General features: G+C 69.4%; 24 protein-coding genes. 15 read left to right on the plus strand and 9 right to left on the minus strand.

The window, feature by feature from the left end; all coding sequences use genetic code 11:
* Nucleotides 1–140 precede the first annotated feature (140 nt).
* From NDI56_RS01495 to NDI56_RS01505, 3 genes are all read left to right on the plus strand, one after another.
* On the plus strand, nucleotides 141–806 hold the full coding sequence (locus NDI56_RS01495) for a DUF4013 domain-containing protein (RefSeq protein WP_310917637.1): 666 nt from the start codon (nucleotides 141–143) through the stop codon (nucleotides 804–806).
* Between the two features lie 71 nt (nucleotides 807–877).
* On the plus strand, nucleotides 878–1,654 hold the full coding sequence (locus NDI56_RS01500; protein WP_310917638.1) for a DUF8108 domain-containing protein: 777 nt from the start codon (nucleotides 878–880) through the stop codon (nucleotides 1,652–1,654).
* 128 nt (nucleotides 1,655–1,782) lie between these two features.
* The gene (locus NDI56_RS01505) at nucleotides 1,783–2,811 is read left to right on the plus strand and encodes a DUF5787 family protein (RefSeq protein WP_310917639.1); all 1,029 of its coding nucleotides are present in this window, start codon (nucleotides 1,783–1,785) and stop codon (nucleotides 2,809–2,811) included.
* Here NDI56_RS01505 and NDI56_RS01510 read toward each other — a convergent pair whose 3' ends face one another.
* The gene (locus tag NDI56_RS01510; protein ID WP_310917640.1) at nucleotides 2,812–3,291 is read right to left on the minus strand and encodes a DUF5797 family protein; all 480 of its coding nucleotides are present in this window, start codon (nucleotides 3,289–3,291) and stop codon (nucleotides 2,812–2,814) included. It abuts the gene before it with no gap.
* Between the two features lie 167 nt (nucleotides 3,292–3,458).
* On the opposite strand from NDI56_RS01510, the gene NDI56_RS01515 reads away from it, so the two are divergent.
* Genes NDI56_RS01515 through NDI56_RS01525 form a run of 3 tightly spaced genes read left to right on the plus strand, consistent with a single transcriptional unit; the run spans nucleotide 3,459 to nucleotide 6,860 of the window.
* Nucleotides 3,459–5,039, plus strand: coding sequence for a COG1361 family protein (locus tag NDI56_RS01515; RefSeq protein ID WP_310917641.1), 1,581 nt, complete (start codon nucleotides 3,459–3,461; stop codon nucleotides 5,037–5,039).
* Nucleotides 5,036–5,731 carry an ABC transporter ATP-binding protein gene (locus tag NDI56_RS01520; protein ID WP_310917642.1) on the plus strand — a complete coding sequence of 232 codons (696 nt, stop codon included), beginning with the start codon at nucleotides 5,036–5,038 and terminating at the stop codon, nucleotides 5,729–5,731. Before NDI56_RS01515 ends, NDI56_RS01520 begins: the two co-directional genes overlap by 4 nt.
* On the plus strand, nucleotides 5,724–6,860 hold the full coding sequence (locus tag NDI56_RS01525; RefSeq protein WP_310917643.1) for an ABC transporter permease: 1,137 nt from the start codon (nucleotides 5,724–5,726) through the stop codon (nucleotides 6,858–6,860). The genes NDI56_RS01520 and NDI56_RS01525 overlap by 8 nt, the downstream gene beginning before the upstream one ends.
* A 194-nt stretch (nucleotides 6,861–7,054) precedes the next feature.
* Here NDI56_RS01525 and NDI56_RS01530 read toward each other — a convergent pair whose 3' ends face one another.
* From NDI56_RS01530 to NDI56_RS01545, 4 genes are read right to left on the minus strand one after another with little or no spacing between them, the layout of a single operon-like run.
* Nucleotides 7,055–7,300, minus strand: coding sequence for a hypothetical protein (locus NDI56_RS01530; RefSeq protein ID WP_310917644.1), 246 nt, complete (start codon nucleotides 7,298–7,300; stop codon nucleotides 7,055–7,057).
* A gap of 51 nt (nucleotides 7,301–7,351) precedes the next feature.
* On the minus strand, nucleotides 7,352–7,813 hold the full coding sequence (locus NDI56_RS01535; RefSeq protein ID WP_310917645.1) for a Mut7-C RNAse domain-containing protein: 462 nt from the start codon (nucleotides 7,811–7,813) through the stop codon (nucleotides 7,352–7,354).
* The gene (gene polX, locus NDI56_RS01540) at nucleotides 7,806–9,548 is read right to left on the minus strand and encodes a DNA polymerase/3'-5' exonuclease PolX (protein WP_310917646.1); all 1,743 of its coding nucleotides are present in this window, start codon (nucleotides 9,546–9,548) and stop codon (nucleotides 7,806–7,808) included. Before polX ends, NDI56_RS01535 begins: the two co-directional genes overlap by 8 nt.
* A gap of 1 nt (nucleotide 9,549) precedes the next feature.
* On the minus strand, nucleotides 9,550–10,002 hold the full coding sequence (locus tag NDI56_RS01545; RefSeq protein WP_310917647.1) for a DUF5788 family protein: 453 nt from the start codon (nucleotides 10,000–10,002) through the stop codon (nucleotides 9,550–9,552).
* Between the two features lie 106 nt (nucleotides 10,003–10,108).
* Here NDI56_RS01545 and NDI56_RS01550 point away from each other — a divergent pair, with 106 nt between their 5' ends.
* Genes NDI56_RS01550 through NDI56_RS01560 form a run of 3 tightly spaced genes read left to right on the plus strand, consistent with a single transcriptional unit; the run spans nucleotide 10,109 to nucleotide 12,789 of the window.
* Entirely contained in the window at nucleotides 10,109–11,047 is a 939-nt protein-coding gene (locus NDI56_RS01550; RefSeq protein WP_310917648.1) for a rhomboid family intramembrane serine protease, read from the plus strand.
* Complete coding sequence (locus tag NDI56_RS01555; RefSeq protein WP_310917649.1) at nucleotides 11,047–11,895, plus strand: endonuclease V; 849 nt, start codon at nucleotides 11,047–11,049, stop codon at nucleotides 11,893–11,895. The genes NDI56_RS01550 and NDI56_RS01555 overlap by 1 nt, the downstream gene beginning before the upstream one ends.
* 60 nt (nucleotides 11,896–11,955) lie before the next feature.
* Nucleotides 11,956–12,789 carry an SDR family oxidoreductase gene (locus NDI56_RS01560; RefSeq protein WP_310917650.1) on the plus strand — a complete coding sequence of 278 codons (834 nt, stop codon included), beginning with the start codon at nucleotides 11,956–11,958 and terminating at the stop codon, nucleotides 12,787–12,789.
* Between the two features lie 15 nt (nucleotides 12,790–12,804).
* Here the strand turns inward: NDI56_RS01560 and NDI56_RS01565 are convergent, their stop codons facing one another.
* The 3 genes from NDI56_RS01565 to NDI56_RS01570 all read right to left on the minus strand — a co-directional run bounded on the left by NDI56_RS01565 (nucleotide 12,805) and on the right by NDI56_RS01570 (nucleotide 16,705).
* A complete protein-coding gene (locus NDI56_RS01565) occupies nucleotides 12,805–13,893 on the minus strand; it encodes an ArsA family ATPase (RefSeq protein WP_310917651.1) in 1,089 nt (362 codons plus the stop codon).
* Between the two features lie 116 nt (nucleotides 13,894–14,009).
* Nucleotides 14,010–14,171: a DUF7563 family protein gene (locus tag NDI56_RS21825; RefSeq protein WP_262176004.1), complete on the minus strand. Its 162-nt coding sequence runs from the start codon at nucleotides 14,169–14,171 to the stop codon at nucleotides 14,010–14,012.
* An 89-nt stretch (nucleotides 14,172–14,260) separates the two neighbouring features.
* Complete coding sequence (locus tag NDI56_RS01570) at nucleotides 14,261–16,705, minus strand: ATP-dependent DNA helicase (protein ID WP_310917652.1); 2,445 nt, start codon at nucleotides 16,703–16,705, stop codon at nucleotides 14,261–14,263.
* 105 nt (nucleotides 16,706–16,810) lie between these two features.
* Here NDI56_RS01570 and NDI56_RS01575 point away from each other — a divergent pair, with 105 nt between their 5' ends.
* On the plus strand, nucleotides 16,811–18,802 hold the full coding sequence (locus tag NDI56_RS01575) for an NHL repeat-containing protein (protein ID WP_310917653.1): 1,992 nt from the start codon (nucleotides 16,811–16,813) through the stop codon (nucleotides 18,800–18,802).
* A gap of 105 nt (nucleotides 18,803–18,907) precedes the next feature.
* Here the strand turns inward: NDI56_RS01575 and mct are convergent, their stop codons facing one another.
* The gene (mct, locus tag NDI56_RS01580; protein WP_310917654.1) at nucleotides 18,908–20,098 is read right to left on the minus strand and encodes a succinyl-CoA:mesaconate CoA-transferase; all 1,191 of its coding nucleotides are present in this window, start codon (nucleotides 20,096–20,098) and stop codon (nucleotides 18,908–18,910) included.
* Between the two features lie 121 nt (nucleotides 20,099–20,219).
* Between mct and glmS the strand changes: the two genes are divergently transcribed.
* The 5 genes from glmS to citE are packed head-to-tail and all read left to right on the plus strand — an operon-like array spanning nucleotide 20,220 to nucleotide 25,596.
* Entirely contained in the window at nucleotides 20,220–20,660 is a 441-nt protein-coding gene (glmS, locus tag NDI56_RS01585) for a methylaspartate mutase subunit S (protein WP_310917655.1), read from the plus strand.
* A gap of 2 nt (nucleotides 20,661–20,662) precedes the next feature.
* The gene (locus NDI56_RS01590) at nucleotides 20,663–22,114 is read left to right on the plus strand and encodes a methylaspartate mutase subunit E (protein ID WP_310917656.1); all 1,452 of its coding nucleotides are present in this window, start codon (nucleotides 20,663–20,665) and stop codon (nucleotides 22,112–22,114) included.
* Nucleotides 22,104–23,426, plus strand: a complete 1,323-nt coding sequence (locus NDI56_RS01595) for a methylaspartate ammonia-lyase (protein WP_310917657.1) — start codon at nucleotides 22,104–22,106, stop codon at nucleotides 23,424–23,426. The genes NDI56_RS01590 and NDI56_RS01595 overlap by 11 nt, the downstream gene beginning before the upstream one ends.
* Before the next feature lie 50 nt (nucleotides 23,427–23,476).
* Nucleotides 23,477–24,565, plus strand: a complete 1,089-nt coding sequence (gene mch, locus NDI56_RS01600) for a 2-methylfumaryl-CoA hydratase (protein WP_310917658.1) — start codon at nucleotides 23,477–23,479, stop codon at nucleotides 24,563–24,565.
* Nucleotides 24,562–25,596 carry an L-malyl-CoA/beta-methylmalyl-CoA lyase gene (gene citE, locus NDI56_RS01605; protein WP_310917659.1) on the plus strand — a complete coding sequence of 345 codons (1,035 nt, stop codon included), beginning with the start codon at nucleotides 24,562–24,564 and terminating at the stop codon, nucleotides 25,594–25,596. Before mch ends, citE begins: the two co-directional genes overlap by 4 nt.
* The last annotated feature ends 16 nt before the right edge of the window (nucleotides 25,597–25,612 follow it).

A 25,612-nucleotide genomic window follows, 5' to 3' on the forward strand; every position in this document is an offset into this window, starting at 1 on the left:
CCGGGACGGTCGCCCACAGGTAGCACCGCTACTGTAGTGATTGGCATTATAAATCACCGTTGCGGCGGTATCTTTATATGAGACAATAGTAAGAAATTGAGTGAGGCTCAAAAATGTTAGAAGACGGACTTTCGTATCCAATGCAAGGAGAGAGCTGGATCGGTCGCATGTTGATCGGCGGTCTGCTGGTGTTTTTCGCCTTCTTTATCATACCGATATTCTTCTTCCAGGGCTACCTGCTCAGGGTTCTGGGTTCGAGCGTCCGCGGCGACCCGGAACCCCCCGCGTGGGAAGACTGGGGCGGGCTCTTCGTAGACGGGCTGAAAGCGACGGTCGTGGCGTTCGTCTACGCACTGGTCCCGACAATCGTGTTCCTCGGTATCGGTGGGGTGCTGGTGGGTATCGGCGGCGCGGCCGGCGACAGCGGCGGTGGCATCATCGCCGGGTTCGGCATCCTGACGGCGCTGCTTTTCATCCCGGTGCTGTTACTCGTCTACTACTTGGTGCCGGCGGCGCTGGCGAACATGGCCGTCGAGGGCTCGATCGGCGCGGCGTTCGACTTCGAGATGATATCGAACGTCGTGCTCTCCGTTGATTACCTCGTCGCTGTCCTGATGCCGATTGTGGTCGGCGTCCTCCTCAACATCGTCAGTTTCTTGTTGGGTATCACTATCGTGGGCTACCTGCTCGTCCCCTTCATCACCTTCTACGGACAGGTGGCCATCTTCCGCATGTTCGGGCTGGCATTCGCCAAGCAGAGCAACAAGGGTCCCCAGACGGCGGCCAGCGCGGCCACCGGCTACTGAGGCCACGACCCACGCGGGTTTGTGCCCCCCCTCTCGTAACATTATTTTGACAGACGGTGCTATGTGTCGGTATGCCGTCCCAACGGGACTCCGACGACGACCCTGAACGGTACTGCTGGCACTGCGGGCACCCGGTCAGAGCCACCGCGAACTTCTGTTCGGACTGCGGTGAATCCCAGTCCCGACGGCAGAGCCGCGAGGACGGGCGTCCGGACAAGGACACCGCCGGCATACTGGCGCTCCTGTTCGGGAGTTTCGGTGCACACAAGTTCTATCTCGGGCAGAGCGGGCTCGGCGTCCTCTATCTGCTCTTCTTCTGGACGATGATACCCGGTCTGCTCGGCGTCGTCGAGGGACTGGTCTATCTGGCCAGTTCCGAGGCGAGATTCGAGCGCGGTTACGTCGGGGCCGAGCGGCGCTCTCCGGTCCTCGGGAGCGTCCAGTTGCTCATCGGTGCGGCCTTCCTGCTGGTGGCCGTCGATACCGCGACCACCGCCGGTGGCACGCTCACGCGGACCGGCGTCGAGGCACTCGCCTACACCGGCATCGGACTGTGTTTCCTCCCGCCGGTCCGCGACCGAATCGGGAAACGACACTCCCTGACGACAGTCGGCCGCAGCGAGACCGTCAGAACGGACCGGGAACGCGCGGTCGTCGAGACGTGTTCGAACTGCTTCGAGACTTTCGAAGACGGCGTCGTGCGGACGTTCGGCACGGAGTACGTCCTGTTCGGGCTGTCACTCTGGTTCGACGCCGAGGGACGGAACCACTACTGCGGTGACTGTCACGGGCCGGTGACCGACTCGGACGCCGACCGGGTTCGCACGCTCGCCGAAGAGCATTCGTAGGTGCTCTCACTGGTGGCTGTAAGTGCGTGCAGATATCCGGTACCTCGGGGTACCGAATTCGTCCGCAATGGCACAGCCGACGGTCTCAGGAACCGGACGTTGAAGACACCTCGCGTCGTGGCTCGGGTGTGCGCACCGACTCCGAGTTCGCCTTCGAACTGCGGGTCTGCCAGTGGGCCGAGCGCGAGTGGTCGCCCGCGCGCGAGGACTCGGCAGTGGTCGTCGCCCGCCAGCTCGGGACGAAGTACCGCCGCTGGGACACGGTGGTGCTGGAGTGTGACCCGGAGGGGCTGGCCACGCGTGGCGCGTTCGGCCCCGACGCCTTCGACTCGGACCAGCTCCACGTCCTCCGGCACGCGCCCGCGGACTGGACCTTCTATCGAGACGCGCTCCCCGACCCCGGCTACCCGTGGCGCTACGTCCGCGAGTCGGTGCACGAACTGGCCGACCGGGACGCTCTCGACACCCGCAAGCGCGGCCGTCGCATCGAGATTCGTCGCAAGCGCGCGTACCCCGACTGGGTCCGACGCGTCGTCGCCATCGAGAACAAGCCCGACCTCACCGCGAACGCCGCCCGCGACCTGGCGGGCCAGCTAGAGCGGGACGTGGCGCTGGGGCTGGCCGACGAGGTGTGGGTCGCCACCGAAGCCACGAACGAGCGCGTCGAACCGATACTGCTCGCGGACTTCCCCGCGGCGGCCGGCGTCCTGACGGTCGACCCGGCGGCGGGCACCGCCGAGACCGTCTGGGAGCCCCGCACGCTTCCGGTCGACGGGCCGGGTACCCGGATTCTCGACCGGCCGGAAGACGCCCACAGCGCCGCGCGTTTCGAGTACGCCGACCCCGACTGGAAGGCCGAGAAACGGCGGGCCATCGCCGAACGGGCCTACGCGCGGGGGTGGCGCAGCTACGCCGACACGATGCGACCGGACTGCCGGCACTTCGAGTTGCGGGCCGACGGGACCGGCGTCTCGCCGTACTGTGTGGCCAAAGCGCGGACGCCGACCCAGAGCGAATGTCGGGGGTCCTGTGGCTCGTTCGAGCCCGAGCCGCCGGTCTGGCGGACGAAGGGGTGGCCCATCGAGGGCGGTCCCGGCGCGGCGACCAAGCGACTGCTGGCCCGGCGGCGACGCGAGCGCCGACCCGGGCTGGAGTGACTACTCGTCGCGGACCTCGACGTCGATGTCCTCGCGCGGGACGGCCAGCCGGAACGTCGGCACCGTCTTCTGGACCGTCTCGACGATACCCATGTCCGCGAGGCTCCGCAGCGCCGACCGCACGTCGTCGACCTCTGGATCCTCCCCGGCCGCCCGTACGGCTTGCAGGGTCGCGACGACGCTCTGGGACTCCTCGCCGGGGCCGGCGAGCACCTCGATGATAGTCCCCTGCAGCGGCGAGACGGTCATCGTCTGCACCCGGTCGGAGTCCTCGCCGTCTATCAGCGCCGTCGCCTCGGGCGTGGCACAGATGAGGCTGTTCTCGTTGCGGTAGTAGTACTCCTTGAGCTCCGATTCGAGGTACTGGTGCACCTCGCTCCCGCTGTCCATTCCCCACAGCTCCTGTAGCTGACCGTTTTTCGTCGGCTGGTTCGCGACGATGTCGGCGAGTCGCTCCTGGGCCTCCTCCGAGAGGGTCATTATCCGACCCTAGCAGGACAGGTGTTACAAGCGTTCTGGAGTCACACTGTCAGCTGTGTCGACGGGAGTGGCGCCCGTCCGCGGGCCCGAACACCTGTCCGGTCGTGCCGACGATGGTCACGTCCAGCGAAGATATTTCAGCGTACGGCCCCTGATGCGGCTAGATAATGCGTCCACCCTCCGCGCCGTCGAGACGCCCTGTCTCGGTCGCCCTCTCGCTACTCCTCGTCGTGTCGCTCGTCGCGTTCGGGGCGGCGGTCGGCCCGGCCGCCGCCGCCGACGCCCGTGTCGCGCTGACCGACACGGCGGTCACGCCGGCCACACCGACCGTCGGTGCGCCGATTACCGCCGAAACGACGCTCCGCCTCTCCGCGGGGAGCGACACGTCGATAACCGTCGACGAGGTCAGAGTCGTCGACCCCGGTGGGACCGACGAGAGCACCGTTCTGGGGACCGCGACGGACCTCGGCAGACTCTCGCCCGGCGAGACGCTCGACGTGCCGGTCACGTTCACCGTCAACGAGTCGGGGACGTACGACCTGCGGCTGGTCGCCGTCGGAACCGACAGCGACGGCGAGCCGGCGCGGGCGACCCGTCCCCTGACCGTCGGCGTCGAACCCGGCGGTCCGCAGGTCGACATCGACACCGACACGCTGGTCGCCGGCGCCGAGTCGCCCGTCCGGGCGACCGTCTCGAACCCGACGACCGCGCCGCTTCGCGGCGTCGAGGTGGCGGTCGACGGCGGGAGCGAGACGACCATCGCCACGCTCGCGGCCGGGGCCACCCAGACGGTGAACCTCAGCGCCCGGCTCCCCGAGGCGGGCGAGCAGTCTCTCGAACTGACGACGAGCTATCGGACCCCTAACGGGGCACAGAGCCGGACCGAGACCAGCAAGTCAGTGACGGTCGAGCCGCTCGCGACCGACATCGGGCTCCGCGTCGAGCGGGCCCAGAGCGACGACAGCCAGCAGGGGGCGGACGACCTCACGGGGCTGCTCGGCGGCGGCGGGACCGACGCGCTCCAGTCCCAGTCGGACGGCCAGGGCGAGGCGAGCGCCTCCCGCGTCGACGTGACGGTGACGAACTTCGGTAACGCGGCCGCCGACGAGGTGGTTCTGGTCGCCGAGGACAGCGAGGGCGCACAGCTGAGCTCCGTCGGGCGGTTCGCGGTCGCGGACACGCTCGGACCGGGCGAGTCGGCGACGGTCACGGTCGACCTCTCGACGGTCAGCACCGACGACGTCCGCTTCGTCGCGGGTTACGAGACGCCCGGCGGCGACGACGAGAGCGCGCTCGTCTACGGCTACGACGCCCAGCGCGGCGCGGCGGCGCTTACCGGTATCGACGTGTCGGTCACCGATGGCGGCCGCGTCACCGTCGACGGGAACCTCGCCAACGTCGGCGACGGCGAGCTGACGAGCGCGGTCGTCACCGTCCAGCCGACCGACGGCGTCCAGCCGGCCTACCCACAGCGGGACTACTTCGTCGGCACCGTCGACGCCAGCGCCTTCGCCCCATTCGAGCTCACGGCACAGGCGGACACGGACAACGCCACCGAGGTGCCCATTCAGGTGACCTACACGGTCGACGGCGAGCAGCGCACAGAGACCGTCAACGCCCCGCTCCCCCCGGCGGAGGAACGCTCCGGCGGTGGGCCGCTCTCCGGCGGTGTCGCGGTCGGACTGGTGGTCGCGCTGCTCGCGCTCGCGGGCGGCACAGTCTACGTCACCCGCTACCGGAACCAATGAAGACGGCGTCCGTCCAGACGACGGTCCCGCCGCTGGCGTTGCGGGACGTGACCAGGCGCTACGACAGCGGCGGCGGTGGCGAGGTCACCGCGCTCGCGAACGTCGACTTCGCCGTCGCGAGCGGAGAGGTCGTCGCCGTCGTCGGGCCGAGCGGCAGCGGCAAGTCCACGATGCTCAACATCCTCGGGCTGCTGGACGAGCCCACCAGCGGCAGCGTCGAGCTCCGCGGGGAGCCGACCGTCGGCCTGAGCGAGGCCGAGCGGACCGACGCCCGCCGGGAGTCACTCGGCTTCGTCTTCCAGGACTTTCACCTCCTGCCGACGCTGTCGGCCGTCGAGAACGTGCGGCTCCCGACGGCGTTTCTCCCCGAAGACGCGACCGAGCGCGCCCGGAGCTTGCTGGAGCTCGTGGGGCTGGGCGACCGGCTCGACCACACGCCCGACGAGCTCTCCGGCGGGCAGAAACAGCGCGTCGCCATCGCGCGAGCCCTGATAAACGAGCCCGACGTGTTGCTGGCCGACGAGCCGACCGGGAACCTCGACCGCGACACCGGGACCGCTATCCTGGAGGAGGTGCGCCGCATCGCCGACGAGGCCGGCGTCGGCGTCGTCGCCGTGACCCACGACGACCTCGTCACGGAGTACGCCGACCGGACCGTAGAGCTCGTCGACGGGGTGTTGCGGGATGTCTGAGGGGCGTCGGTTCCCGGCGCTGTCGCTCGCGACCCGGAACCTCTCGCGCCAGCGACTCCGGGCGGGGCTCGCGGCGCTGGGTATCGTCATCGGCGTCTTCGCCGTCGTGACGCTGGGGCTGCTGGGCAACGCCCTCTCGGCGGCCGCGACGGAGGAACTGGGCGGACTCGGCGACCAGGTCATCGTCAGCCCCGCCGAGGAGAGCGGGCGCGACTCGCTGGACAGCCGCGACGTGGCGGCCGTCCAGCGGGCCGCCGACGGCCGCGGGACGGTGGTCCCGCTGCAGTCCACCGGCGGGACCGTCCGCGGAACCGGCGGCCAGTCGGTCGCCCAGATATACGGCACCGACAACCCGCAGGCGCTCTTTGGCAACGGGACCGGTGCCGTCCCCGCCTCGCACCGCCAGGGCGCGCTCGTCGGTGCTGGGCTGGCCGACGACCTCGACTTGCGAACCGGTAGCACACTCACCGTCGAGGGGAACGACTACCGCGTCGTCGGCGTGTTGCCGCCCGTCGACTCTATCTCGCCGCTCCAGCCCGACTCGGCGGTCATCCTGCCCCCCAGCGAGTTCGCCACTGACGGCGTCTCGCAGGTGGTCGTGCGTGCGAACTCCCCCGATGACGCCCGCGCGGTCGCGAGCGGCGTCCGCGAGCGGCTCAACAGCCGCCAGCAACGGGTCAGCGTCTTCTCGCTGACGAGCGTCCTCGACCGGATCGCGGAGTTCTTCGAGCTGCTGAACGGGTTCCTGCTCGCTATCGCCGGCGTCTCGCTGGTCGTCGCCGGCGTCAGCATCTTCAACGTGATGTTGATGACCGTCGCCGAACGGCGCGGGGAAATCGGTGTGCTCCGGGCGGTGGGCATCCACCGCAAGCAGGTGTTGCGGACGCTGCTCGTCGAAGCGACGCTGCTGGGGGTCGTCGGCGGCGCGGTCGGGGCGGGTCTCGGCGTCCTCGCGGTCGTCGTCGCGGCGACACAGACCGAGCTCCCGCTGTGGGCCGTGCTACAGCCCGGGAACGTCTTCGTGCCCCTCGGTGCCTTCGCCTTCGGCGTGTTCATCGCGCTGGTCGGCGGGCTCTACCCGGCCTACAAGGCCGCCTGGGAGCCGCCAGTCGAAGCGCTTCGCGGGTGAGTTTCGGCGGAGGGCCTCGTTGCCACAGCCGACAGAGGGAACCGGCAAGTCGAGTGCAGCCGGGCGAGAGCTCCCTCTCGCGGACAATCGGGAGCACCGCTTCCGAGGACAGCCGGGGCTTTCTGCTCGTCCGAACCCCCGCTGTACTGTCTACGCGGAACGCGTAGCCGTCGGAGAAAACACTGGACGTCTCGTTACAGGTCCTTCGCGACCCGAAGCTCGGTATCAGTAACCGTCTCGACGGTCTCGGCGGGGACCTCGATGTCGTCCTCGTCGGCGTCACCGAAGCCGAAGCCCTGGATGACGGCTTCACCGATACCCGGGTCAGGCTCGACGTAGGCCACCTGTGCGTCGGTGTCGACCTGGGTCACGATGCCGATCTGTTCCGCCTCGATGTCCATGAGGTACTTCCCCTCGTCCTCGGTGGATAGGACTGACATACAGTCGGTGCTCTCGGGGGCGGAATAAATACCCACGACATCTCTGCCGCGCTACAGCTCCGCGAGCGTGTCGGCCACGTCGTCCCAGTGGCTCCCCCGCCAGAAGTGCTGGCCGCAGTCCCGACAGCGCCAGATGTCGGTCTCGCCCGGGTCGGGGGCGTACTCCGGGGTCGGTTCGGTCCGGTCGACGGACTCGACGGGCGCGTTGCAGGTGCCACAGTGGACCGGCTCCGCCGACAGTTCGAGCGCGAAGCCGGCCGCCGACAGCTCGCGCAGCTGGTCGGCCACGTCGCGTTCGGTGAGCAAGACGGCGTCGGGCGCTCGGCGGGCCAGCCCCTCGTCGCGGGTCACCACCCGGCGGCCCTCGGTCTCGGCCAGCGCGAGCAGGACGTCGTCGCCCTCGGCGTCGCGCTCCAGCGCGTAGGCGGTGTCGTAGCCACACATCCGGAGGTACGTGGTGAGCTTCCCGAGCATCGCGTCGAGCACCAGCGGGTCGCGCTCGCGGTCAGCCATCGAGGAACTCCCGCAGGTCGTCGGGCGAGCGGGTGTTGAGCACGTCACCGGCCTCGGCCCACCCCCGGCGGGCGGTGTGGACGCCGTAGGTCACCTGGCCGAAGCTCCCCGGGCTGTGGGCGTCGGTGTCGATAGCGACGGTCGCCCCGGCCTCGATGGCCGGCTTGACCGCGTTCCCGCTCAGGTCCAGTCGGGCGGGGCTGGCGTTGACCTCCAGCGCCGTGCCCGCCTCGGCGGCCGCCGACGCCAGCCGTTCGATATCGACGTCCAGCCCGGACCGGCGGTTGAGATACCGCCCGGTCGGATGGCCGATGATGTCGACCTCGGGGTGTTCGGCGGCGGCGACGAGCCGGTCGGTGCCGTCGCCGGAAAGCGCCGCGTGGGGCGAGGCGACGACCACGTCGAGTTCGGCCAGCACGTCGTCGGCGACGGAGATGCCGCCGTCTTCGGCGATGTTGGCCTCGACGCCGCTGAACACGTCGATGTCGGCGTCGGCGGCGACGGCCTCGACCGCCGCGATCTGCTCGCGGAGCGTCTCGTCGTCGACGCCCACGCCGCCGACCATCCCCGGGCCGGTCGCGTGGTCCGTAACCGCGATGTAGTCGTGGCCGAACGCGGCCGCGCCCGCGGCCATCTCCTCGATGGTGGTGCCGCCGTCGGACCACTCGGTGTGGGTGTGGAGGTCGCCCCGGACGTCGTCCTCGGTCAGCAGTTCGGGGAGGTCACCGTCGACGGCCGCCCCCACTTCGCCGCGGTTCTCGCGGAGTTCGGGCGGGACCCACGCCATGCCCAGCGCCTCGTAGACGCCCTCCTCGGTCTCGCCGGCGATCCGCTCGCCGGCGCGCTGATGATCCTCGCCGTCGTCGACCGCCGACACGTCGAACACGCCGTACTCGTTGACCTTCAGGTCGCGTTCGATCGCGCGGTTCCGGACCACGACGTTGTGGTCCTTGCTCCCGGTGAAATACTGCAGGGCGGCGCCGAACTCCTCTGGGACCACCACTCTGAGGTCGACCCGGAGCCCGCCGGCCCGAACCGAGGCCTTGGTCTCGCCGGCCTCGATGACGCCCTCGACCTCGGGCCAGTCGGTGAACGCCTCGACGACGGCGGCGCCGTTCTCGCTGCCGACGAGCACGTCCACGTCGCCGATTGTCGGTCGCCAGCGCCGCAGGGACCCGCCGAGCGCGCAGGTCTCGACGGCGTCGATCTCAGTCACGTAGGCTTTGGCCTGTTCGCCGTAGGGGCGGGCCTTCCCGAGCAGTGTGCGGGCGTGTGCCTCGCGGGCGAACTCGACGTTGTCGAGGATGTTCTGCTCGGTCTTGGCGCCGAAGCCCTTGATATCCTGTATCTCGCCGGCCTCGGCGGCCGCTTCCAGTTCGTCCAGCGTCGTGATACCCAGCGTCTCGTACAGCGACCCCACGGTCTTCGGGCCGACGCCCTCGACGGCTGTCAGCGCGGCCATGTCGACCGGTAGCTCCTCGCGGAGTTCGGTCAGCTCCTCGATTTCGCCCGTCTGGAAGTACTCGACGACCTTCGCGGAGATGGCGTCGCCGACGCCCTCTATCTCGCCGACCGACTCCTCGCCTTCGGCGGCCAGCCCCTCGATGTCGCCGGGGTGGTCGCGGATGTTCTCGGCGGCCCGGCGGTAGGCCCGGGGCTTGTACTCGACGCCCTTCGCGTCGAGCAGGTCGGCGAACTCCTCCAGTCGCGTCGCGACTTCGGCGTTCCGGCTCACGCTAGCGCCCCCTGCTGGCACGGCCAGTGCCGGAATCGGCGTCCTCGTGGCCCAGCGCCTTCCGCAGGAAGGACATCCAGCGCTTCTTGTCGGCCGTCTCCTGTGCCTTCGCCTCGTCTTCGAGGTTCGCCGGCCCCAGCTGTTCGAGGGCGTTCAGCGCCCGGTCGATACCGATGATGGTCTCGACCAGCTCCTCGCCGCGGTCGCGGCTGATGTCGGCTTCCTCCAGGCGCTGCTTGCGCTGGAGCCGCTCCCGGCGGAGGTTCTTCTTCGCCTGGGTGACCCGCTCGCGCTCGCCGCGTGGCACCGTCTCCCTGCGTTTTATCTCGAAGACGAACGACTGCAGGTCGATGCGCTCGCCCTGGACGCTAATCCCGTCGGGGATCTCGGCACCGACGGTCGAACCCTCCCGTTCGATGCGCTCTAGCAGTTGTTTGCGCTCGAACTCTTGCACTACTCACCACTTTGGCCCCGGGGGTCTTATACTGTCGGCCGTCCCGTTCGTGCCGGTGAGCCGCACAAACACAACCCCTTTGCACCGCCCACCCCAAGCTTCGCCAATGTCGGAGTGCGACGTCTGTGGGAAGCAGGAGAACATGCCCTACCAGTGCGGGCACTGCGGGGGGACCTACTGCGCCGAGCACCGGTTGCCCGAGGCCCACGACTGCCCGGGGCTGGACAACTGGAACGACCCGAAGGGGGTGTTCGACAGCGGCTTCGACGACTCCGTAAACGGCGGCTCGTCGGGCGGTTCCGGCGGCGTCGCCGACCGCTTTGGCGTCAACACCGGTCCCGGCGGCTTCTTCAGTTACTTCCGCGGGAACATGACCTACGTGTTCCTCGCGATTATGGCCATCGTCTTCGTCGCCCAGCGGGTCGTCATCGGGCTCGTCGCCACCGGGACGCTCCCGCCTGCCGCCTACCGGGCCCTCTTCATACTCCACCCGGACAACATCTTCCTCGTCTGGACCTGGTTCACCTCCATCTTCTCCCACGGCGGCCTGATCCACATCCTCGGGAACGCCATCGTCATCTACTTCTTCGGCCGGTTGGCCGAACAGCAGATGGGCTCGAAGAAGTTCACGCTCTTTTTTCTCGGCTCGGGGATGCTCGCCGGCCTCGGACAGGTCGCCCTGCAAGTCGTCACGGGCGGGCCGGCCTACGGCGTGCTCGGGGCGAGCGGCGCGGCGCTCGCAATCCTGGGCTTCGTCACCGTCATCAACCCCGACCTCACGGTGTATCTGTACTTCCTGCTGCCGGTCCCCATCTGGGCGATAACCGGCTTCTACGCCCTCCTCAGCATCGCCGGCACGCTCGCGCCCGGCGCCAGCATCCTCGGCGGGGAAATCGCCCACACGGCCCACCTCGTCGGGCTCGTCATCGGCCTCTGGTACGGCCGCCGCGTCAAGGACCGGGCGCGTATCCCCAACCAGATACAGTTCGGCCGCGGCGGCGGCCCGGGCGGTCCCGGTGGACCCGGCGGTCGCGGCCCCTTCTGATGGATATCGTCCGCCCGGAGTTCGTTCCCGACGCCTCGCTCTCGACCGCGGAGATGGAGGCCCTGCAGCGCGATATCGCCGACGTCGCGGTCTTCTCTGACGATTTCACGTTCGACCCCGACGCCGTCGCTCTCGGTGGCCCCGCCGGACAGCAGACGCTCGGTGAACAGGGCGACGAACACGCCGCGGGCGACCGCCCGCTCGTCGCCGGCGTCGACCAGGCGTTCGTCGGCGACCGCGCCGTCTCGGCCGTCGTCGTCCTCCGCGGGCGAGAGGTAGTCGAGCGCGTCTGGGCCGTCGAACCGGCCGAAATCCCGTACGTCCCCGGGCTGCTCTCCTTCCGGGAGGGCGGTGCCATCCTGTCGGCGTTCGGGGCGCTCGACTGTGAGCCCGACGTCGTCTTCGTGGACGGCAGCGGTCGCATCCACTACCGCGAGGCCGGACTGGCGACGCATATCGGTGTTACGCTCGACGTCCCGGCTGTCGGCGTCGCGAAGAACCTCCTCTGTGGCGAGCCGACGGAGTCGCTGGACCGCAAACTCCCCGAGGGGGCCCGCGTCCCGATAGAGGCCGACGCCCGGGTGGAGACCAGCGTTGCGTCGGGGGCACAACGGGCAGACGGCGACGCCGTCGACGCCACCGAGGGGACCGTCATCGGCTACGCCGTCCAGAGCCGCCAGTACGAGTCCGACAGCCAGTACATCAACCCGCTCGTCGTCAGCCCGGGCCATCGGGTCAGCGCCGAGACGGCGGCCGACCTCGTGCTGGCGACGGCAGCGGGCTACAAGCTTCCCGAACCCACGCGGCTGGCGGACTCGTACGCCGACTCGGTGAAAGGCGAACTCTGAGCGGATTCTTGCGACGCCGAACGGGGGAAGCTTAATTGTCCGGGGCGTGTCGGCCCGAACATGGCCAAGACGGTACTCGTAACCGGTGCCTCATCGGGCATCGGCCGCGCGACAGCCGAGGCGTTTCTCGACGACGACTGGCAGGTCTGGGCGACCGCCCGCGACGAGGAGGACGTGGCCGACCTCGCGGCGGCCGGCTGTGAGACAGCCGAACTCGACGTGACCGAGCCCGAGGCGTGCGAACGCGTCGTCGAGGACGTCGTCGAGTCGGCGGGGCGCATCGACTGTCTGGTGAACAACGCCGGCTACGCCCAGTTCGGGGCGGTCGAGGACGTTTCGACGGCGGACCTGGCCGCTTCGGGCGGCCAGTTCGACGTGAACCTCTACGGGCCACACCGTCTCATCCGCCAGGTCATGCCCCACATGCGCGCTCGCGAGAACGGTGCCATCATCAACGTCTCCAGCGTCGCCGGCCGCCTCGCGCTGCCGGGGCAGGGCGCCTACGCCGCCTCGAAGTTCGCCCTCGAAGGGCTGAGCGACGCGCTCCGCGTCGAGGCCGCCGAGTACGGTATCGACGTCGTCGTGGTCGAACCGGGCCCGGTCGAGACGAACTTCTACGACCGCGCCCGTGCGGAACAGGACGACCTGGAGACGACCGGCGCCTACGACTGGCTCTACACCGCCCGGGAGGACTCCCGGCTCGCCGGCGTGCAGGACGCGCTGTCGGTGACGCCGGAGACCGTCGCACTGACTATCCGGGACGCCGCGAACGCGAGCGACCCCGACCCGCGCTACGCCGTCGGCGAGGGCGCGAAGCTTATTCTCATGGCACGGTACCTCCCGGCGCGCTGGCGAGACGCCGCTTTCGGTGTGATTCGGAAGCTGACGAACTGAGCCCCCTCGAACCGCTCAGTCCAGACAGGCCGCGACCACCGACAGCAGCCCCTCGCCGTGGACCTCGTCGGCAAACAGCGGCACCCGCCGGACCTCGTGGCCCCGGAAGAGGTCCTGTGCACGGGCCAGCGCCTCCTGCTGGACCTCCCAGCGCCGGGCGCAGAACTCACAGTGGTCGGTGTTTGGGCCGGGGATGTCGACCTCGCGGCCCAGCACCTCGCTCGGGTCCTGCATCACCCGGTTGACGACGATGGTGCTGACCGGAATCTCGAAGTCGGTGAGCTGGGCAAGCAGGCGCTCGGACTCCATCACCGAGAGGGTCTCGGGCACCATCACGATGCGGAAGTCGGTGCGAGTCGGGTCCCGCAGGATGGCCCGCAGGCGTTCGATGCGCTCGGACAGTTCCTCTAAGTCCTGGATGCCGGCCTCCGTATCCACGTCGTCCCCGCCGCCGAACATCCCTTTCATCGAATCCATCATCCCCGAGAAGCGCTCGCGGAGTTTCAGAATCGTCCCGACCATCGAGTCCATCGTCTCGGGCAGTTCCAGCAGCCGCAGCGTGTGACCGGTCGGCGCCGTGTCGATGACCACGCGGTCGAACCGGTCGTCGTCGGTGTAGTCGAGCAGGAGTCGCATCGCCGCGGCCTCGTCCGCGCCGGGCATCGAGCCACCCAGCAGCCCGTCTTCGCCGCCGATGGGGTTCTCCTCGCTCGCGTCGCCACCCATGGGCCCACCAGCGTCGCCCATCGGCCCGCCGCCGCCGAGCATCCCGCCCAGGCCGCCCAGCGCGTCGTCTTCCATTCCCAGGGGCCCCTCGCCCATCGCGGCCTCGGGGTCGATTTCCGCGGCGTAGAGCGGGATATCCTCGCGGATGCGGGTCGGTTCGGCGGGGATATCAGTCTCCAAGGTGTCCGACAGCGAGTGGGCCGGGTCCGTCGAGACGACCAGCGTCGCCGTCCCGTCGCGGGCCGACGCCAGCGCCGTGGCCGCGGCACACGTCGTCTTTCCGACGCCGCCTTTCCCCCCGTACAGCACGTACTCCGGCGCGTCGACACCGGTCGGTGCGTCGATGTCGTCGACTGCTTCGACGTCCAGATTGCTCATACCCGAGGCTGTGTTTCCTGACTTGAGTAGTTCCCGGAAAAGGCGAGCGAGCGCGACCCGTCGCTGTCGCCTATCTGTCAACCGTCGTGGGCCGCTCCACGCCGGCTGAGACGTGACTACTGACGCGAGGAACGCGCTTCGCGGACCTCGGCGCCGTCTCGGAGTTTGTCTTCGCAGTTCGGGCAGACCCTCGGCCCGTGTGCTTCGGAGGCTTCCGGTGTAAACACCCGCACGTACTGCTCAGTTACGAATTCGCCGCAGTTCTGACACTCGGGCATCCCTTGTAACACTCTAATAATGATGTAAATGCTTTTTGTTTACGGCCAACGAGGCAGTTACAAACCGCGTTCAGGCGACCAGCCGCCGATTATCCGTGGTTTCGCCAGAACGACTCCAGCTGGCCGGCCAGAAAGTCGGGGGTCATCCGCGTGAACTCCTCGCGCTCGCCCTCGGGGAGAAACTCGTAGACCGAGTGGCGGCCGTCGGGGGTGTAGCGACGGCCGACGAAGGCGCGCACCCCGACCTCCTCGGCCCCCCGAATGACCCGGCCGATGGCCTGACGGGCGCGCCTGACCGCGGGCACCGTCAGCGCGTACTCGAAGGCGTTCTCCTCGCCGAAGGTGTCGCCGTAGGCCCGCTGGACGCCCCGAATCCGGGGCGAGCCGATGTTCACGAGCGGGATCCCGACGACGGCACAGGTCGACAGCTTCGCGCCGTCGTAGTCGACGCCCTCGGTGAGCGTGCCCCGCGTCGAGGTGACGAGCACCTTCCCCTCGCCGGCGAAGAACGACCGCTTGGTCCGCTCGGTCTCCTCGTTGCTGGAGGACTCGTCGACGAGGACGGCTTTCTCGACGGCTTCCTGCAGGTAGGCGCCGGCCCATTGCGCCTCCCGGTAGTTCGGCATGGCTATCATGACGTTGCCCGGCGAACGCGCCAGCGCGCGCAGGGCCTGGGCGTACTCGTCCCGGGTCGGGTTCCAGTTCTCGCCCAGCGGCTTCATCTCCCCCGGGTTCCCGCGATTTCGCGCGGTAAAGGGCCGGGCGTCGACGAGATACGAGGCCCGGTTCTCCGGCGGGAACGGGAGGTCGTAGGTCGCCGAGCGGACCGGCCGCGTCGGGGAGTCCTCGTCGGTATCGTCTACGGCCTGCTCGGCCAGTCCGTCCAGTCCGGCGACGCGGGTGAACACGTCGAGCGGTTCCAGCGTCGCGCTCATCACCACGCCGCCGCCGAGTTCGTCGAAGGCGTCCCGCAGCGCAACGGCGGGCATGCAGTTGTAACAGAGCAGCCCCGGCGTGTAGACGGCCTCGTAGTCGGCGTCGGTGGCCCGGCGCCCGTCGGGGGAGTGTTCGAGTTCGATCTCCCGCAGGAACGTCGAGTGGTCCCGCTCCCACCAGTGGCCACAGATAGCCCCGACGGCGGCACAGACGGGCTGGCGGGTCAGCCCGAGCTGGTCGATAGCGTCCTCGACGGCCGCGCCGACCGTCGCGAGCGAGCGCCACAGCTGCCCGTCGTACCCCTTGCCCTCGGCCCACTCGGTGAGTTCGTCCCGCTCGACGGTGTCGGGGTCCCGCAGCGGTATCTCGCGGTCGTGGTCCGGGAGGACCGCGGGGTCGGCGCGCCACCCCTCGTGCTCGCTGTCCAGGAACGACTCGACGCGGTCGTCCAGCCACCGTTCGAGGTCGGCGTAGAACTTGCGTGCGCGGTCGACCGCTTCGAGCGGAACCTCGCGGGCGTCCAGTACCTCCCGGACCTGCGCCTTGTGGTCGGCGGTCTGCTGGGCGCGCTGGACCAGCAGGTCACAGTCGTTGCGCGCCTGCGTGATGGTCTGTTTGCCCAGGCGGTCCGACAGCAGATCCCGGACCCGCTCTTCCAGCCGGTGGGCCTCGTCCACGACGACGAAGGTCTGCTCGTCGAGAACCGACGACAGCAGCGGCCGGGAGTTCGGGTCGAAGAGGTGGTTGTAGTTGCCGACGACGACGTCGGCCTCCGCCAGCATGACGCTCATCACTCGGTGGGGACAGGTGCCCCGCTCGACCGCTTCCGGGAGGTAGTCCTCGATAGTGACGACGTTGTTCGGCCCGGCCGAGAAGTCCACCGGCGAGCCCTTGTTCCGGGCGTACCAGTCGGCCTCGAACGGGCAGTACAGCGGCGGGTCGTCGCCCCCGGCCATGGATTCGGGGGCGGTGGGCTGGCTCGGGCGGTACGGCGACGCTGCGCCGGCCGTCGAGAGCGCGTCCTCGCCGAGCGTCGTCTGGGACGCGGCGTCGGGGCGGGCGGCCGCGGCCAGGTCCTGACCCAGTCGCGGGTCCCACCACTGGTCGTCCTCGTCGACCTCGTTGTCGATGGCGGTGTCGGCGACGGCCGCCCCGTCCCCGCGGCCGTCGCCCTCGACCAGCCGGGCGGTCGCCTCCCGCAGGTCCTCACAGCGGTCGTGGGTGCTCGCGTCGTCGGGGAACTTCCCCTCGCGGCCGTACGGACAGAGGTCCCGTTTCCCCACGAGAGAGATGCCGTCGAAGGGCTCGTCCAGCCCGGCGTTGAGCGTCCGGAGGTCGTCGACGAACTGCTGGAGCTGTTGTTTGACCGGCGTCACGACGACGATGCGGTCGTACAGGTCGGTGTCCCTGACGAGGTGGGCGCCGGCGGTCAGGGCCGCCATGGTCTTGCCCGTGCCACACGGGCCTTCCATCGCGAGGAACCCCCGGGATTTCCCGGCCTCGATGACCCGCTCGATAGCGTCGGCCTGGTTCGCGTACGGCTCCTCGAAGCCGAAGTACGGACGCCACGCCTCGCTCCCTGAAGCCGTCTCCCGCATTGCCCCGGGGTTAGGCGTCCCCGTATTTGAACCGCGGGGTTCGACACCGCTTCTGGTTACGTAATCAGAAACGGTTAATACAGCTACTAGATATGTTGTTTGAACGTGCCAGGTAGACATCGAGAGACCTACGGGACGCGCTCGCCGGAGCTCACGCCCCCGTTCCCGAAACCGGCCGACGACATCGGGCTCGCGACCCCGGTCGGCGTGGTTCAGGACCGGGAGGGGCGTGTCTGGGTCGCCGACGCGGGCAACAGCCGTCTGCTCGTCTTCGACCGCACGCTGGAGCGGGTGCTCGGACAGGTCGGCCGGTTCGGGACCGACCCCGGCGCCTTCGACCTCCCGTTCCGGTTGGCTCACCATCCGAGCGAACCCCGCGTGTTCGTCACCGACCTCGGCAACGGCCGGGTGCAGGAACTCGCCTACGGCCGGGCCGGCACAGAGGGTGTCGCGGTGACCGTCGAGCAGGTGTTCGGGCCCGAAAGCGACGAGTTCCACCCCAACGGCGTGGCGGTCCACGAGGGTGCCGACGGGCTGACGATATTCGTCGCCGACGAGTTCTACCACGAGGACCCCGCGGATACCCGGAGCCGTGTCGTCGTCTTCGACGGGGCGGGCAGTCAGATCGGGAGCTTCCGCGCCGTTACCCGACCAGACGACGACGCCGTCGGGCTCTACTGGCCACAGGGCCTCGACACGGACCCGGACGGGAACCTCCTCGTCGCGAACACCGGCTACGGCCAGCAGGCCCGGGAGTTCGGCCGGCCGCCCTACTACGCGAACGTGGTCCGCTGTGACCGCGAGGGCCGCGGTGTCCCGTTCCCGTCGACGGGAAGCCCCGTGCTAGACGACGAGTTCGCGATTCCGCGCGCGGTCAGCTACCTCCCGGCGGAGGAGCGCATCCTCGTCCCCGACATCGGCGGCGGCCACCTCTACGCCTACTCGCTGGACGGCGACCGCCGCGGCGAGGTACCGTCGGTCGTCGCGCCCGACATCGAGACGCGACGGTTCGGCGCCCCGATGGCGGTCACCGGTTACGAACCCGCCCCCGACGCCGACCCGACCGGCGCCATCCGCGGCCGCGTGCTGGTCACCGAAGCCCTCGACCACGCCGTCTCGGCCTACCGACTGCGCTTCGTCGCGGAGAAGAAGCGCCGGCTGGCGACGGTCGACGGCCGCCGGAACCGGGCCGGGCAGTTCGACTTCGCCTCCGGCTCGGCCGTCCAGCGACCGACCGACGACCGGGTCCTCTGGGTCGGCGACGGCGGCAACGGTCGCGCCCAGCACACCGGCAGTGGGCTCGAAGCGCCCGTCTCACCGGCCGCGCTGCCCGAGAACCGCTTCCCGGCGACGCTCGCGACGTGGCATCCCGGCGACGAGACGTACCTCTTTGCCGCCGACTACACCGCCGACGCCGGCGAAGCTGACGACGACCGCCAGCTCCACTGCTACCGGCTCCGCAACGGCGAGCCCCACCACGTCGTCAGCTTCGGCGGCTGGGGCTACTTCGGCGGCGACGTGCGCCTGCCCCGCGGGATGGCCGTCGAACCCCTCGACCGCGACCGGGCTCGGCTCCACGTCGCGGACTCGCTCAACGGCCGCCTCGCGTCGTGGGTCGTGAACCGCCGGACCGAATCCGTCGAGGACCACGACACGCGGGGCACGTTCGGCCACGACGCCGGCGAGTTCTGGCTCCCCTCCGACGTGGCGGTCGGGCCCGAAGCGACCTACGTCGCCGACCGCAGCAACGACCGACTCCAGTACGACGCCGGCGACGGCTGGCAGGTCGTCGGACGGGCGGGCTACGGCGACGACAGCGGTCGATTCCTCCTGCCGACGAGCCTCGCGCTCGCCGACGGCTACCTGTTCGTGGTCGACCTCGTGAACCGGGCCATCAAAGTGTTCGAGACGCTCCCGGGCGGCGGAATTCCCGAGGAGCCGGCGGATTCGTTCGGCACGTTCGGCGGTCAGACCGCCGGTGGGGACCTCTGGTTCCCGGCGATGATAAGCGCCGTCTCCCACGACGACGGCGTGACGGTGTTGCTACCCGACAGTGTCCTGAACGTGGTGTACCGGTTCGAGTGGACGGCGCCCTGACCTCAGTCGCCACTGTCGTCTTCCTCGGATTGCTGCGCTGGTCATCGCCGGGAGAGACCACCGGGCAAGCGCCGGATTAGTCGCCGTACGCCGTCCGCAGCACGGCTAATCGTCGCTCTCGGCGACCTCGCGGCCGCTGTCCACACGCTCCTCTCCCAGCAGCTCCGCCCGATGCTCGTCCAGCAGCGGCGCCCGACCACGCGGCTCGGGCATGGTCTCGGTCATCTTGATGGGGCTGCCCGCGACAGTCATCACCTCGTCGGAACCGGGCTGGGCCACGTCGGCGAGCATCTCCCGGTCGTGGACGTGCGGATCGGCGAAGATATCCGCAGTGTCCTGTACGGGCGCGGCCGGGACGCGGCCGGCCAGTCGCTCCAGAATCTCGTCGGTCGCGTGTTCGCGGGTCCAGTCCGCAATCGCCTCGCGGAGCGACTCCCGGTTGGCCCGCCGACTGGACGCGTCCGGGTACTCCGCGGCCAAATCGGGCCGGTCCATCGCCGCACAGAGCGTCTCCCAGTGGCCGTCCGAAAAGGCCGCGACGACGACGTAGCCGTCGCCAGCCTCGAAGGCGTCGTAGGGGAACAGCGTCGGGTGGGAGTTGCCCTGTCTCGTGGGTGCGTCGCCGTCACAGGAGTACTGATACACCGCGCGTTCGGCCAGCGAGACCATGCAGTCGTACATCGCGGTGTCGACGTACTGGCCCTCGCCGGTCCGCTCCCGGTGGTGGACCGCGGCGAGAATCCCCACCGCGTTCAGGGCGGCGGTGAAGATGTCGCCGACGCCCGGCCCCACCTTCGTCGGCGGGCCGTCCGCCTGACCCGTGATCTCCATCACGCCGCCAAGCGCCTGCGCGATGAGGTCGAAGGAGGGCTGGCCCTGGCGGTCCGTCTCGCCCGTGCGCGGGTCGCCAAAGCCCCGAATCGAGGAGTAGATTAGCTGGGGGTTGCGTTCCAGCAGTGTCTCGTAACTCAGGTCGAACCGTTCCATGGTCCCGGCTTTGAAGTTCTCGACGACCACGTCGGCGCGTTCGACAAGCGAGAGGAAGGCCTCGCGGTCGGCGTCAGTACGGAGGTCGAGTTCCAGCGAGCGCTTGCCGCGGTTGACGCTCTGGAAGTAGCCGCCGTAGGCTTCCGACTCGGCGTCGGAGACGTACGGCGGGTTCTCCCGGATGAGGTCCCCGCCTGGGCGCTCGACCTTTACCACATCTGCGCCCATGTCCGCGAGCAACATCGTACAGTACGGCCCGGCGAGGACCTGTGTGAGGTCGAGCACCCGCAGGTCGGCAAGCGCGCTCATGGGGGAACCGAGTGACGGCGGGGGCTTAAACTTTGGCGATAAATCATTATAGATTCCTAAAGGAGGTATTATCATGAAAGACCATTAGGTTTATTGTTGCGCCCCGACCACCACTGAGCACATGCCCCGTACCGTCATCCTCGGCGTGATCGGCTCCGACGCACACGTCGTCGGTATCACGATTCTCGAGCAGGCGCTGTCGGCCGCTGGCTTCGACGTCGTCAACCTCGGCGTCCAGACCTCACAGGCCGACTTCGTCACCGCCGCCAAAGCCAACGACGCCGAGGCGGTACTGGTGTCTTCCCTGTACGGACACGCCCGGCAGGACTGCGAGGGGTTCCACGACCGGCTCGCGGAAGCCGGCGTCGACGTGCCCACGTACGTCGGCGGGAACCTCGCCGTGGGACAGGACGACTTCGAGGCCACGCGCGAGCGGTTCCGCGAGATGGGTTTCGACCGGGTCTTCGACGCCGAGACCGACCCGGAGGAGGCCATCGCCGCCCTGCGCCGTGACCTCAGGATAACCACGACAGAGGGCGAGCAGGTCAGGGTCGACAGCTGACCATGCCCACAGACACGAAACTGCCCGCCGACGAGCTACAGCGCATCGCACACGACCTGCGCGACGACTGGCACACCGGACGAACGGTGGACTTCGAGGAGGCCGTCGCCTTCCACGAGTCGCTGCCGGCCGAAAAGCGGTTCGCCCGCGTGCTCGAATCCGCCGACCGGCCGCTGCTCCAGCCCCGCGCCGGCGTCCCCTGTCTGGAAGACCAGATAGACCTCCTGCGCTATCTGCACGATGAGGGCGGCGCCGACCTCCTTCCCACGACCATCGATTCGTACACGCGGGACAACCAGTACGAGAAGGCGGAGGAGGGGTTGTCGGCGTCCAGAAACGGGGACGACGAGCTCAACGGCTTCCCGGCCGTGAATCACGGCGTCGAGGACTGCCGGCGGCTCGTCCGGGCGCTCGACGCCCCGATCGAGGTGCGCCACGGCACCCCCGACGCGCGCCTGCTGGCGATGGTCACGCTCGCCGGCGGCTTCCAGTCCTTCGAGGGCGGCCCCATCTCGTACAACATCCCCTACACCAAACGCCACGACTTAGCGACGACCATCGAGCACTGGCAGTTCGTCGACCGGCTCTGTGGTGCCTACACCGAGCGCGGGGTCACCATCAACCGCGAGCCCTTCGGCCCGCTGACCGGGACGCTCGTCCCGCCCTGCATCGCCATCGCAGTGATGCTCGTCGAGGGAAAGCTCGCGGCCACACAGGGCGTGCGCTCGGTGACACTGGGCTACGGGCAAGTGGGGAATCTCGTTCAGGACGTGGCCGCCCTGCGCGCGCTGCGGACGCTGGGCGAGCGGTACCTCCCCGACAGTGTCACTGTGACCACCGTCTTCCACGAATGGATGGGCGGCTTCCCGCCCGACGAGGCCCGCGCCAACGGCGTCATCAGTCTGGGCGGCGCGACCGCGGCGGTCGCGAAGCCGGACAAGGTCATCACCAAGTCCGCACAGGAGTTCCGCGGCGTCCCCACCAAGGAGGCCAACGCCGCCGGCCTGCGCACCACGAGACAGCTTATCGATATGATGATAGAGCAAGACATCGACCTCGGCGGCATCGACGACGAACAGCGCCTCATCGAGCGGGCCACGACGGCCCTCGTCGACGCCATCGAACGGGCGGGCGACGGTGACGTCGCCCGGGGCGTCGTCGCGGCCTTCGACAGCGGCGAGATGGACGTGCCCTTCGCTCCCTCTGACGCGGCGGCGGGGGCGGTTTTGCCGGCCCGCGACGACGACGGCCGGGTGCGTATCTTCAACTTCGCCGACCTCGCCCTGCCCGACGACGTCAGGGAGACACACGAGGCGAAACTCGGCGAGCGCGCCCGGACCGAGGGCCGGGACCAGTCGTTCCGGATGGTCGCCGACGACGTGGACGCCATCAGCGACGGGAAGTTGATTGGGCGGCCCGCCGGCCACCGGGGAGGTGCCAGCGATGCGGATTGAGGCCGTCCGGGCGATTCCCGGCCTGTCGGGCTTTTTCTTCGACGACCAGCGGGCCATCAAAGCCGGCGCTACCCAGCGGGGCTTCGCGTACGACGGCTCGCCACAGACGGCGGGGTTCGAGCGGGTCCGCGAGGCCGGCGAGTCCCTCATCGTCGAGCTGGAACTCGCCGACGGCTCCGTGGTCACGGGCGACTGCGCCGCGGTGCAGTACTCCGGTGCCGGCGGCCGGGACCCGCTCTTTCGCGCCGGCGAGTACCGCCCCGTCGTGGAAGGGAGCGTCGCCGACGCGCTCCGAGGCCGCGATGCGACGCTGTTTCGCGAGAACGCGGAAACGGTCGAAGCGCTCGACCCCGCCACTGCCGACAGCGACCGTCTTCACACCGCCGTCCGCTACGGCGTCTCCCAGGCGCTGTTGAACGCCGCCGCCCGAGCGCGGGGCCGGACACCCACCGACGTGCTCGCGGCGGCCTACGACACCGACCCCGCGACCGCGCCCGTCCCCGTCTTCGGCCAGTCGGGCGACGAACGCCGGACCAACGCGGAGAAGATGCTCATCAAGGAGGTCCCGGTGCTTCCACACGGCCTGTTCAACAGCGTCGAGAAAGTGGGCGACGACGGCGCGGTGCTGTGTGAGTACCTCGCGTGGCTGGCCGACAGGGCCGACGCGCTGGGCCCCGAGGGGTACGCGCCGCGGTTCCACGTCGACGTCTACGGCATCCTCGGGGAGGTGTTCGGGCCGCCGTACGACCGCACCGAGGTGACGGCGTACTTCGACTCGCTGCGGGAAGCCGCCGCGCCCTATCCGCTACAGGTCGAGGGCCCGATGGACGCCGGGAGCCGCGAGACGCAGATCGCACAGATGGCCGAGCTCCGCGACGGGCTGCAGTCCGCGGGCGTGGCCGTCGACATCGTCGCCGACGAGTGGTGCAACACCTTCGAGGACGTGCGGGCGTTCGTGGACAGGGGCGCGGCCGACGTGGTGCAGATAAAGACGCCGGACCTCGGCGGCGTCCAGCGCTCGGCCGAGGCGGTGCTGTACTGCGACGGCACCGACACGCGCGCCTATCTCGGCGGCACCTGCAACGAGACGGTCACCTCCGCGCGGGCCTGTGCCCACGTCGCGCTGGCGACCGACGCCGCGCAGGTGTTAGCCAAGCCCGGCATGGGGTTCGACGAGGGGTTCATGGTCGTCACGAACGAGATGCGGCGGGCGACCCGGGCGACCGACGCGACCGGAGGGAGCGAGGTCGCACAAGGGCCGAGCGGCGATAGCCGCGAGGCGCGGTCGACCGGAAGTGGTGACGATGATTAGTCGCCCGACCGGAGGGAGCGAGGTCGCTCACTCGACGGGCGGTGGTGCCGGTGACTGACTGGACCGCCCCCGATGCCGTCGACTGCGCCGACCAGCAGACCTTCGAGGCGCTGCTCGACCGCGCCGAGACCCGCGAGAAGGGCCACTACTTCGAGTTCTTCGGCGAGGGCGACGAACTCCGCCACGACCCGGGCCTCCGGCTCTCCGTCCACGGCAACGAGCGGTGGATGGGCCAGACGCTGAACCACGACCCGGCCTACTGGCGGCCCGACACCGCCCGTGAGCGGGGGTTCGCGGAGCCGCCGACCCACCCGGACTACCTGCTCGCCTGCGTGATGGGCATCACAGTCGAGGACCTCTCGGAGAAGGGCGGCTACTTCCTCGGCCGGACGAACGTCGAGTTCCACCGGACGGCCTACCCCGGCACTGAACTGGACGTGACCTCCACGGTGCTCGACACCCGCTCCTCGTCCTCGCGGCCGAGCTACGGAATCGTCACGTGGGAGTCCGTCGGCCGGGACCGCCAGACCGGTGAGCGACTCGTCTCCTACGAGCGGACGAACATGATACCGCGGCGGGAGCCCGCAGCCACGGATGGCAGCGGTACAGTGGCGAACGGGGACCCGGCCGACGAGGACGGCCCCGACCTCCCGCCCCGTCTGCTCGCACCCGACGGGGAGTACTTCGAGCAGTTCCGCGACGCGCTCGAACGCGCCCGCGACTCCGACGCCGCGGTCGCCTACCGCCACGAGCGCGGCCGGACGATGGACGACGCGCTGGTCTCCGGGCTGCCCCTGTCGACGCTCAACACCGCCCGCCAGCACCACAACCGCGACGCCATGGCCGACTCGCCCTCGGGCGACATCGTCGCCTACGGCGACGTGACCCGCTCCATCGCGCTTGCTCACGCCCGTTCCGACGAGGCGACCTACCGCGAGCGCCGCTTCGAAGACGAGCGGTTCCACGACTTCGTCACGCTCGGTGACACAGTCTCCGGCTTCACCCGCGTGCTCGACTGCGACGGCGACGCCGGTCCCGACCACGCGGGCGAGGTCACGTTCGAACACGTCGCGTTCAATCAGAACAACACCCCGGTCTACAGCGGCCGGCGAACCGCACTCGTCCGACGACACCAATGACACGACTCTCCCGAACCTTCCAGACAGCGCCCGCCGCCGTGCCGCGAGACAACAGCGCGAAGTTCCTCGACTCCGGGCTCACGAGCGAGGGGTTCCAGACCCCCGACTGGCTCGTGCCCGACATCGAGGACGGGACCGCTCCGTCGATGAAGGCCGAGGCGGTCGACAACGTCGTCGACCGCCTCCCGGACCACGCGCCGGAGTTCGCGGGCGAGATACGCCCCCGCGTCGAGTGGGCCTACGACGACGCCGCGTTCCGCGAGCGCGGGACCGAACAGGTCCGTCGGCTCGCCGGCGACGTAGGCGAGCATCTCGACGGCATCGTCTTCCCGAAAGTGGGTCGCATCGACGACGTGCGAGCGGCCGCCGGCGTGCTGGCCGACGCCGAACGCGAGGCCGGACTGGCGGACGGGGCGCTCGATATGGCCGTCATCCTCGAAACCGCGCCCGCCCGGTCGGACCTGCGCGAGATATGCCGGTTCGCCTCGGAGTCGCGGCTCGCGGGACTCGTCTTCGGTCCGGTCGACTACACGGCGGAACTCGGCGGGCGGGCGCTCCACGGCGAGCGCCCGCGCTGGGACGGGCTGCTCGAAGCGCTCTCGAACGAGACCAGCGCCGCTGGCGTCGTCGCCTTCGGCGGCCCGTTCGACCAGCTGTTCCACGAACGGGCCGGCGTCAGCTACTACAACGCCGAGGGGTACGCCGACCAGGTCGAACACGAGGCGACCATCGGCATCGACGGCTCGTGGTCCCTGCATCCCAAACAGACCGCTCAGGCCAACCGCATCCACACGCCGGGTAGCGAGGAGCTTGACCGCGACCTCACGAAAATCGAGGCGTTCAACGACGCCAAACGCGAGGGGACCGGTGCCGTCGTCGTCTCGGGGCAGATGGTCGACGAGGCCACCTACAAGAACTTCGCCAACACCGTCCTGACGGTGCGGGCGATAGACGACGCCCACCCGGAACAGACGGCCGAGTTGTACGACGACGACCTGCTGGAGCGGGCGCTGTCGGTCGAACTCGCGTAGGCGCGGCGGATATTTC

This window comes from Halomicroarcula saliterrae, assembly GCF_031624395.1.
GTDB lineage: Archaea > Halobacteriota > Halobacteria > Halobacteriales > Haloarculaceae > Haloarcula > Haloarcula saliterrae.

Bases quoted from the DNA above. Each gene is read 5' to 3' on its own strand.
- NDI56_RS01495 (WP_310917637.1), top strand. From the start codon at position 141: ATGCAAGGAGAGAGCTGGATCGGTCGCATGTTGATCGGCGGTCTGCTG.
- NDI56_RS01500 (WP_310917638.1), top strand. From the start codon at position 878: ATGCCGTCCCAACGGGACTCCGACGACGACCCTGAACGGTACTGCTGG.
- NDI56_RS01510 (WP_310917640.1), bottom strand. From the start codon at position 3,291: ATGACCCTCTCGGAGGAGGCCCAGGAGCGACTCGCCGACATCGTCGCG.
- NDI56_RS01515 (WP_310917641.1), top strand. From the start codon at position 3,459: ATGCGTCCACCCTCCGCGCCGTCGAGACGCCCTGTCTCGGTCGCCCTC.
- NDI56_RS01520 (WP_310917642.1), top strand. From the start codon at position 5,036: ATGAAGACGGCGTCCGTCCAGACGACGGTCCCGCCGCTGGCGTTGCGG.
- NDI56_RS01525 (WP_310917643.1), top strand. From the start codon at position 5,724: ATGTCTGAGGGGCGTCGGTTCCCGGCGCTGTCGCTCGCGACCCGGAAC.
- NDI56_RS01530 (WP_310917644.1), bottom strand. From the start codon at position 7,300: ATGTCAGTCCTATCCACCGAGGACGAGGGGAAGTACCTCATGGACATC.
- NDI56_RS01535 (WP_310917645.1), bottom strand. From the start codon at position 7,813: ATGGCTGACCGCGAGCGCGACCCGCTGGTGCTCGACGCGATGCTCGGG.
- NDI56_RS01550 (WP_310917648.1), top strand. From the start codon at position 10,109: ATGTCGGAGTGCGACGTCTGTGGGAAGCAGGAGAACATGCCCTACCAG.
- NDI56_RS01555 (WP_310917649.1), top strand. From the start codon at position 11,047: ATGGATATCGTCCGCCCGGAGTTCGTTCCCGACGCCTCGCTCTCGACC.
- NDI56_RS01560 (WP_310917650.1), top strand. From the start codon at position 11,956: ATGGCCAAGACGGTACTCGTAACCGGTGCCTCATCGGGCATCGGCCGC.
- NDI56_RS01565 (WP_310917651.1), bottom strand. From the start codon at position 13,893: ATGAGCAATCTGGACGTCGAAGCAGTCGACGACATCGACGCACCGACC.
- NDI56_RS21825 (WP_262176004.1), bottom strand. From the start codon at position 14,171: ATGCCCGAGTGTCAGAACTGCGGCGAATTCGTAACTGAGCAGTACGTG.
- NDI56_RS01570 (WP_310917652.1), bottom strand. From the start codon at position 16,705: ATGCGGGAGACGGCTTCAGGGAGCGAGGCGTGGCGTCCGTACTTCGGC.
- mct (WP_310917654.1), bottom strand. From the start codon at position 20,098: ATGAGCGCGCTTGCCGACCTGCGGGTGCTCGACCTCACACAGGTCCTC.
- glmS (WP_310917655.1), top strand. From the start codon at position 20,220: ATGCCCCGTACCGTCATCCTCGGCGTGATCGGCTCCGACGCACACGTC.
- NDI56_RS01590 (WP_310917656.1), top strand. From the start codon at position 20,663: ATGCCCACAGACACGAAACTGCCCGCCGACGAGCTACAGCGCATCGCA.
- NDI56_RS01595 (WP_310917657.1), top strand. From the start codon at position 22,104: ATGCGGATTGAGGCCGTCCGGGCGATTCCCGGCCTGTCGGGCTTTTTC.
- citE (WP_310917659.1), top strand. From the start codon at position 24,562: ATGACACGACTCTCCCGAACCTTCCAGACAGCGCCCGCCGCCGTGCCG.